This window comes from Streptomyces sp. YIM 98790 (assembly GCF_011421595.1).
GTDB lineage: Bacteria > Actinomycetota > Actinomycetes > Streptomycetales > Streptomycetaceae > Streptomyces.
The window spans coordinates 21,959-30,608 of record NZ_WTLH01000065.1 but is presented as its reverse complement, the minus strand read 5'-3'; the positions used below and the strand labels follow the sequence as shown (position 1 = coordinate 30,608).

Annotated in this window: 4 protein-coding genes and 1 pseudogene; all 5 read left to right on the top strand. The window is 76.7% G+C overall.

The genetic code is table 11. The features are described from left to right. The first annotated feature begins 185 nt into the window (after window positions 1-185). The 5 genes and pseudogenes from GQS09_RS13530 to GQS09_RS13510 all read left to right on the top strand — a co-directional run bounded on the left by GQS09_RS13530 (window position 186) and on the right by GQS09_RS13510 (window position 8,563). A pseudogene (locus tag GQS09_RS13530) lies at window positions 186-3,502 on the top strand (sacsin N-terminal ATP-binding-like domain-containing protein). Window positions 3,503-4,426: 924 nt separating this feature from the next. Further along, window positions 4,427-4,609, top strand: coding sequence for a hypothetical protein (locus GQS09_RS13525; protein ID WP_165986295.1), 183 nt, complete (start codon window positions 4,427-4,429; stop codon window positions 4,607-4,609). Continuing rightward, window positions 4,596-5,438 carry a helix-turn-helix transcriptional regulator gene (locus GQS09_RS13520; RefSeq protein ID WP_165986294.1) on the top strand — a complete coding sequence of 281 codons (843 nt, stop codon included), beginning with the start codon at window positions 4,596-4,598 and terminating at the stop codon, window positions 5,436-5,438. The genes GQS09_RS13525 and GQS09_RS13520 overlap by 14 nt, the downstream gene beginning before the upstream one ends. A 219-nt stretch (window positions 5,439-5,657) precedes the next feature. Beyond that, window positions 5,658-7,037 carry a sigma-70 family RNA polymerase sigma factor gene (locus GQS09_RS29425; RefSeq protein ID WP_313896121.1) on the top strand — a complete coding sequence of 460 codons (1,380 nt, stop codon included), beginning with the start codon at window positions 5,658-5,660 and terminating at the stop codon, window positions 7,035-7,037. Between the two features lie 335 nt (window positions 7,038-7,372). Continuing rightward, window positions 7,373-8,563, top strand: coding sequence for a hypothetical protein (locus tag GQS09_RS13510; RefSeq protein WP_165986293.1), 1,191 nt, complete (start codon window positions 7,373-7,375; stop codon window positions 8,561-8,563). The last annotated feature ends 87 nt before the right edge of the window (window positions 8,564-8,650 follow it).

Below are 8,650 nucleotides of genomic sequence, written 5' to 3'. Positions count from 1 at the left end.
GCGCGAGGGCGGGAGCGGCCGAGCGCGGCCCGTGCGCGCGGTCCGCGCTTCGGGCAGGACGGCGGGGGCGGGGGAGGCGGGCGGTACTGTCCTGTGGCAAGACGCCCGCGCCGACCGGCCGCGGGCCAGCGGACCCGACCGGTCCGGCCGCCGGCCGGTGCCGGTCCCGAGACCCAGGCAGCGAGATGACCGGCAGCGACACCTTCGACACCGCGCGGCTGAGGCGAGCCGTACTGGACGCCTGGACCGCCTCCCCGGCCCGCTTCCGGGAGGACGCGAACACCGAGGAAGACCTGGCACGCGGCGGCTACCGCGACCGGCTCGTCGTGGAGCTGGCGCAGAACGCCGCCGACGCCGCCGCCCGCGCGGGCGTGCCCGGCCGGCTGCGGCTGGCCCTGCGCGACGGCGTGCTCACCGCTGCCAACAGCGGCGAGCCACTGGACGCGGCCGGCGTGGAGTCGCTGTCCACGCTGCGCGCCTCGGCCAAGCGGGACCTGCCCGGACATGTGTCCAGCGTGGGCCGGTTCGGCGTCGGCTTCGCCGCGGTGGTCACCGTGACCGACGAACCGGCCGTGGTCAGCGGCGGCGGCGGGGTGCGCTGGTCGCTGGCCGAGGCGGCCCGGCTGGCCCGGGAGGCCGCGGCGGACAGTCCCGGCCTCACCGCGGAGCTGGACCGCCGGGAGGGCGACCGGCATGCCGTGCCGCTGCTGCGGCTGCCCCTGCCGTGGACGGACCGCCGCCCGGCCGAGGGCTACGACACCGAGGTGGTCCTTCCGCTGCGCGACGCGGCGGCCGGCGAGCTGGCCGCGCGGCTGCTCGCCGAGCTGGACGACACCCTGCTGCTCGCCCTGCCCGGACTGGCCGAGGTGGTCGTCGAACTGCCCGGTGTCACCCGCACCCTGAGCCGGCGCCGGGAGGGCGCCGACACGGTGGTCCATGCGGTGACCACCGGCGGCGCGGAGCCGGGGGAGCGCACCACCCGCTGGCGGACCGTCACCGACAGCGGCACCGCCGCCGGCGAACTGCTCGCCGACCGGCCGCTGGAGGAGCGCGAGCGCCCGGTGTGGTCGGTGACCTGGGCGGTGCCGGTGGGGCCGGACGGCACCCCGGCCCCGCCGGCCGGCGCGCGGGTGGTGCACGCGCCGACGCCCACGGACGATCCGCTGGGCGTGCCGGCGCTGCTGATCGCGTCCTTCCCGCTGGAGCCGACGCGGCGCCGGGTGGCGCCCGGGCCGCTGACGGACTTCCTGCTGGAGCGGGCGGCGCGGGCGTACGTCCGGCTGCTGGCGGACTGGCGGCCGGTGACCACCGGCATCCTGGAGCTGGTGCCGGGCCCGCTGGGCATGGGGGAGCTCGACGGCGCCCTCCGCGACCACCTGATGCGGCTCCTTCCCACCACCCCGTTCCTGCCGCCCGCGGTCCCGCCGGCGCCGGAAACGGCGGACGCCCNCTCCGCGACCACCTGATGCGGCTCCTTCCCACCACCCCGTTCCTGCCGCCCGCGGTCCCGCCGGCGCCGGAAACGGCGGACGCCCCCGCCGACACCGCCGCCGACACCGCCGCCGACACCGCCGCCGACACCGCCGCCGCGGGGCCCGCCGGCCGTGAGGCGCTGCGGGCGGTGGACGCGGAGATCATCGAGGGCGCGGGGCGGGAGACCGTCGCCGTGCTGGGCGAACTGTTCCCCGGGCTGCTGCCCGCCGGGCTGGAGCACCACTCCGCGGTCCGGCTGCTCGGCGTCAGCCGGGTGCCGCTCGGTGAGGCCGTCGACCGGATCGCCGGGGCCGAGCGCCCGCCCGCCTGGTGGCGACGCCTCTACGACTCCCTGGCCGGCACCGACCCGGACCGGCTCTCCGGCCTGCCCGTCCCGCTCGCCGACGGCCGCACCACCATCGGCCCCCGCCAGGTGCTGCTGCCGCTGCCCGGCACCGACCCGGCCCGTCTGGCCCGCCTGGGCCTGAAGGCCGTGCACCCGGATGCCGCGCACCCCCTGCTGGAGAAGCTGGGGGCGACCCCGGCCACCCCGCGCGCCGTGCTGGAGACCTCCCAGGTGCGGGCCGCCGTGGCCAACTCCCTGGACGAGGAAGCCGCCTACGCCTGGGACCTGGGCGGCGAGCCCGGCGGGAGCCCGGGCGCGGGCCCGCTGACCCCCGAGGAGCTGGCCGACATCGTGCTGGGCCTGGTGAAGGAGGCCGCCCTGGAGCCCGGTGAACTGCCCTGGCTCGGTGCCCTCGCCCTGCCCGACGAGGACGGCGAACTCGCCCCGGCCGCCGAGCTGGTGTATCCCGGCAGCCCGTTCCAGCAGGTCATCCGGGAGGGCGAACTGGCCGCCTGCGACCCGGAACTGGCCCGGCGCTGGGGCGAGCAGCCGCTCACCGCGGCCGGTGTGCAGGCCGGTTTCGCCCTGGTCCGGGCCGCCGACGTGGTGCTGGACCCGGACGAGCTGGAACCGCGCGACACCGACATCCCGGAGCCGGACGACATCGGCGTGCTGGACGCGGTGGACGTCTGGTGCGAGGACGCCCTGGACGCCCTGCCGGACAGCCCGCTGCCGCCGGTGGCCGTCGAACTGACCGGTGTGCGGGACCTGGAGCTGGTGGACGACGACCGCTGGCCACAGGCGCTGGCCATGCTCTCCGAGCCGCCGCTGCGCGACGCGCTGACCGCGCCGGTGCGGGTGCGCATGCCGGACGGCTCCGCGGAGACGGTCCGCTCCTACACCGCCTGGTGGCTGCGCGGCGCCCCGGTGCTGGACGGCCGCCGCCCGGCCGGTCTGCGCGCGGCGGGCGGCGATCCCCTGCTGGCCGGGCTCTACGAGGCGGTGGACACCGCCGAGGCGGACGAGCAGGTGCTGCGCGCCCTGGGGGTGCGCACCAGTGCCGCCGCCCTGCTGGACGAGCCGGGCGGCGCCGCCGAGCTGCTGGCCCGGCTGGCCGATCCGGACCGGCCGGTGACCGCCGCCCAGCTGCACGGCCTGTACTCGCTGCTGGCCGGTCTGGACCCGGAGGAGGTCACCCTGCCCGACGAGCTGCGTGCCGTGCTCGGGGAGGGCCCGCGGGTGGTTCCGGCGCCGGAGGCGGCGGTGGCCGACGCGCCGGACCTGCTGCCGCTGGCGGCTGCGGCCGGGCGGCCCCTGCTGCCGGTGGACCCGCGGCGGGCCGCGGCGCTGGCCGCGCTGCTGGAGGTGCCGCTGCTCAGCGCGGTGCTGCCGGCCGTGCCGCCGCCCGGCGGGACCCGGCACGAGGTGCCGGAGGCGGCCCGCGCCCTGCTGGGTCCGGCCGCACCGGAGAGCTATCTGGAGCACGACGCGCTGCTGATCGACGGCCTGGACCTGGAATGGCGGCTCACCGGTGACGGCACCCTGCACGCCGCCACGGTGGAGGGCCTGGCCGCCGGGCTGGCCTGGGCGGCCGGTCAGTGGCCGCGCCGCTTCGAGCTGGCCGCGCTGCTGGAGGACCCGGGCCGGGTGCCCGAACTCGCCACCGCCCGCTGGTTCGACTGAGCCCGTCCCGCCGTCCCACCCGGCCGTCCGCGCCCGCTCCGGGCTCGGACGGCCGGGTGAGGTTTGTCACAACTCCCCCGATTGTTCGGTGGAGATGACTCCCTCTGGCCGCGTTCTCTGCCGCATACCGGGCAGTTACCTCCACTGCCCGGAAACTTCCCGGGCGGCGCCGGGATGCGGTGAGTAGCGCTCCTGCAGCGGAGCGGAAGACGGAGGTCCCCCGTTGCCGCGGGGGACCGAGCCAAGGTGTGCGCTCAGCCCAAGAGAGAACGCCTTGGCCGCGGGCTCGCAGCGCGAACCCGTCTTCCGCGGTGGCGACACCGCGGACCGCGAAAGAGACTAGCGGACCGCATGCCGATTCGCTCGTGCCGAGCACGGGAAAGAATGCCCGGCGGCTTTCGGCGTCACCTCGCTGAGCTGCCCGGATAGAAGTTAAGTCGACAATGCTGCGCCTTCTTTCCGGAATTCCGCGGCAGGGGAGCGGCATCCGGGCGGGGTTCGCGGACGCACGCGCGGTGCAGGTGAGGGCACTGAGTGCCAGCGGGACAAACCGGGTTTTCCGCTCCCCCTCCGCGGTGCACCGCCGGACCCGGCGCATACCGGCCGCATATGCCGCCAACACCCGCCCGGAGCAGCATTCTGACGGTTCATCACACCAATTCTTCGGCATTCGCCCCCTGCCCGGTGATCTCGTGGTGGCGGCGGTACTCGTCCGGCACTATGGGGTCCGAACGCAGGCACGACCCATGCGGAACAGCGATTGCCGTCGCCGCGCATGGGTGCCGACAGGCGCTCAGCCCGAGCCGCGGGGAAGCCCGCGCCGTTCGCGTATCCGCAGACGGCCGCCGGACCCCGCCCCAGTCCCGCAGGAGAGAACGCAAGGTGCGACACCGAACAACACGACGGGTCCGTCATGCCGGACACGTGCTGGTGGTAGGGCTGCTGGGCACGGCCGCCGCCACGGGCCTGGCCAGGGCGGGGACGTCCTGGCCGGAGGCCGCCTCCTTCGGCCTGTCCATGTTCGCCGCCCTGATCGCCGCATTTCCCCCGGTCCCGGCGAGCAGCAGGAGGGACGAGCCCGAGGGGCACCGCGATGGCGCGGCGTGAGAAGGAACTCGACGACGATGTGCCGGACGGCCTCGCCGCGCTGTGCAAGCTGCTGCGCGAGCTGCGCCGGGAAGCCGGGCTGACCATCAAGGAGCTCTCCGCGCGCTGCCACTACGCGCCCGCGACGCTCTCCGCCGCAGCCTCCGGCGCGAAGCTGCCGACCTGGCCGGTGGTCTGGCAGTTCGCCCAGGCCTGCGACCCGCGGGCCTCGCACGCCTTCTGGCAGGAGGCGTGGGTGACGGCCAGGCTCAGCGTCGAGGCCGCCGGGCCGGACGACGGGCGGGCGGCGAGGCGCGGCGGCCGGCGCGGGGCCGCGTCCTCCGCCGCGTCCGCCCCGTCCGCCGCGCCCGCCCCGTCCGCCGTCCCGCCCGCGGCACTCGGCCCCGCCCGCCCCGATCAGCGCGGCACCGACCTTTCCCTGTGCGACGACGGGCACGATTTCGCCGACGTCCTGCGCGGACTGCTGGCGGAGAAGGACCTCCGGCCGCAGGACGTGGCGGACGCCACCGCCCGCCTGGGCATGCCGCTGGGCGCCCGCACGGTGCAGCGGATGGCCGGCGTCAATGCCGGCCTGCCGTCCACCGAGGAACTGCACGTCTTCCTCCTCGGCTGCGGGCTGCGCGAGGAGGAGACCTGGATCTGGCACGTGCACGCCGTCCGGCTGAAGGTCGCGGAGGTGGAGCGGCGGCTGAGGCCGGGGGCGGTCCGTTCCGGGCGGTCCGCACCCCGGCTGCTGCGCGGCATGGGCCAGTGGGCGGCGGCCCTGGTCGCGTTGCTCGGTGCCGCGCAGGTGCTGCGCACCGCATCCCCGGGCCGCCCTTCGCCATAACGGTACGGTTCGGGTGAACGGCGGGTTTCCCGGCGGCGGTTTGTGGGGCGCGGGTGACCGGAATGATGACGATGAGATGAGCAACCCTTGCGGGCGGCACCGGTTGACTGTTGTGCTTCATGGTGCCCCCGGGACGTCGTCCCCCGGCAGGGCGAGGAGACAGCTACTGCTATGCCGCGTGCAGGCCGGGCACCGGCCGGGACAGCGGGGAGGCCAGCCGTGAGCGCAGCGTGGAACCGCACCGGGGACGACTGGTGGGCACGCGTGTGGAGCCATCGCGAGGAGCTGCTGCGCATCGCCATGCGCCGCTCCGCCACCCGGGAGGACGCCGAGGACGCCGTGCAGGAGGCCATGCTGCGCGCGGCCGAGCGGCGCGATCTCGACCCGCAGCGCCTCGGTTCCTGGCTGACCACCGTCACCATCCGGCTCTGCGTGGACCGCTACCGGCAGGTGCGGCGGGAGACCGGCAGCGGCGGCGGGACCGCGTTCGAGCTGCCCGCCCTGCCCGCCCAGCCGGGCGCGGAGCGCAGCGTGGAGGAGTCGGTCTGCGACGTGGCCGAGGCCCGCTGGCTGCAGCGGCGGCGGGACGAACTGCTGCCCGCCCGTCAGGCCGAGGCCCTGGCCCTCCAGGCCGAGGGCATGGACCTGGACCGGATCGCCCGGCACATGGGGCTGAGCTACCGGGCGGTGCAGTCGCTGCTGGCCCGGGGCCGCAAGACGCTGCGTGCCGTGCTGGCCGGGACGCTGGCGGCCGGGATCTGGCTGTGGCGGGCGATGGTGCGCGGCTCCGGCGCGGCCGGGCCTGCGCCCGCGCCGGTGGCCGCGGCGGCGGCCTCGGCCGCCGGGCTGGGCCTGCTGGTGGTGCCGGTGGTCACCGAGACCGGACCGCCGCAGGAACGGCCGGGGAACGGCGCCCCGGACAACCCGGACGGCGGCGGGAACGCCGGGGACGGCAGCGGCGAGTGGTTCCCGGGCGAACCCACGGCGGCCGACCACGCCGCCCCGGAGGAGGACCCGGAGAAGACGAAGGACTCCAAGGGCAGGAACGGCAAGGACGGCAAGGCCGACGAGGGCGACAAGAACGGCGGGATCGGCGGGAACGCCGGGAACGCCGGGAACCGGGACGCCAGGGGGGAGCCCGGCCAGCCCGGGCCGGCCGCGGGGGTGAACCCGGACCCCCTGACCGCCGGCCCGGGCACGGTCACCGGCCCCCCGGCGGACGCGGCCGGGGCCGGCGGCCCCCAGGGCAACGCCTCCCCCGGAACCTCCGCGGGAGCGTCGGCGGGTGCCTCGGCCGGTGCCTCGGCGGGGAACGGCCAGGCACCCGGAGGTCCGCAACGGCACCCGGAGCAGTCCGGCGGTTCCGGTCACGCCGCCTCGGCCGGTGCCTCGGCCGGCGGCACCGCCCACTCCGGCGCGGCCTCCGGCGGTGCGGGCGCGCAGGGGCGGCAGAACTCCTCCGGCGCCGCCTCCGCCTCCGGCGCCGGAACCGGCCGCGGAACGGAAAAGGGAACGGGCACCGGGGGAAGCGCGGGCCCGGCGGCCACCGGCCCGGAGGGCACCACCGCGGCCCCCGCCGGCCGGGCCCCGGCCTCCTGACCGGCCCCCTTCCGAAGGCCCGGCCGGTGCCGGGGAACGGCTTCACGGCCGCGCCGGTCCGGCTCCCGCGGCGGCCCGCACCGGCTCCGGGAATTTTTTCCGAAGTCGTGCGACGCAGACCCCGCCTCCCCCCGTAGAGCAGGTGTCACGCTCTCACAGCCGCCGACGGAGGGAGAGACCATCGACATGGTGCGACAGGAGAACCGAACCGCCACAGCACCGTCGTCCACCCCGGGTGCCGACCGGTGCCGCGGGAGGAGACCGGGCCGGCCGGCCTCGTCGCTCCGCGTCCCCCTGCCGTCCTGCGGCCGCCCGGCGACGGCGGGAAACGCGGAATGAGCCTGCTGCTGCTCGCGGGCTGCTGTACCTCCCGCTGGGCGGACTTCGGTGCGGCCTCGGTGTCCCGGGGAGTCGATTCGGTGATCACTTTCTCCGGCCTGGTCTACTACCCGGCCACCGCCCCCGGTGTGCCGGCCGGCAACGGCGAGGGCTCGGGCAACTTCTTCTGGAGCCGCTTCTCCGCCTACAAGGCCGAGGGCGCCACGCTGCTCACCGCCCTGGCGCGGGCCCGCACCGACCTGGTGGTGCGGGAGGGACACGGCGGCGGCTGGCACCGCTATGTCATCCGCGGGGCCGCCGGAGGCGCCCATGACGGCCTGCCGTACGGCCCGACGGTCACCGGGCCGTTCTCGGGCTTCCACGAACTCACCCCGGTGTCCGTTGCTTCCTCCCCGGCGACAGCGGCCTCCCGGGCGACCAAGGAGTGCGCCGGTCTGACCGAGGTGACCACGGCGGAGGGGGTGTCCTACCGCGTGCGGCCCTGCGGCTCGGTGCTGGACGCGGTGGCCACCCCCTCCGTCAACGGCCCGGTGCGGCTCTCCGCCGAGGGCGCGCGGCTGGCGGCCCTGCGCTTCGCGGAGGAGAACGTGCCCGGCTGCGGACCGGGCATGGACGGCTGGATGCTCACCGCCGACGAGCCGGTCAGCCATCTGGACGGCGACGCGCTGCGGCTGCTGCGCTGGCGTCCGCTGTGGTCCGGCGTGCCCGGTGCACGGGAGGTGTCCGTGGAGATCGACCTCCGCTCGGGTGCGGTGGTCTACTTCGCGGACGCCCAGGGCACGGCGGCCCCGCCCGCCGCGGCGACGGAGGAGCGCAAGCCGCTGCGGGTGTCCGCGGCCGAGGCCATGGCCACCGCCCGCCGGCTGGCCGGTGACCGGACCGCCCCGGCCACGGCCGAGGCCGACATCTGGCACACCAGCCGCTGGACGGTCACGCTCGACCGCGGCAACTGGGGCGGCGGCCCCCGCTCCGCCCTGCCCCGGCAGCAGACGGCGGCGACGGAACACAGCCGGCCCGCCGGACCCGCCGGACCCGCCGGACCCGCCGGACCCGCCGGAACCGGCGGGCACAACAGAAACGACGAGCAGGAATACCCAGGAGCAGAGCCGGAGTTGCGCTTCCCGCGGATCGAACGGACCGAGGTGGACGCGTACACCGGCGCCGTGCTCTCCCGGACCAGCACCTGAGGGCCCGCCGCCTGTTCACCTCGGACCCCCGCGGGGCCTCTGGGGGGAACCCCGGGGGGAACAGGAGGAGGGCAGCCGCGGCTCCGG

Excerpts from the sequence above, each read along its gene's own strand:
- GQS09_RS13510 (WP_165986293.1), top strand. The coding sequence starts at position 7,373 with ATGAGCCTGCTGCTGCTCGCGGGCTGCTGTACCTCCCGCTGGGCGGAC.
- GQS09_RS13520 (WP_165986294.1), top strand. The coding sequence starts at position 4,596 with ATGGCGCGGCGTGAGAAGGAACTCGACGACGATGTGCCGGACGGCCTC.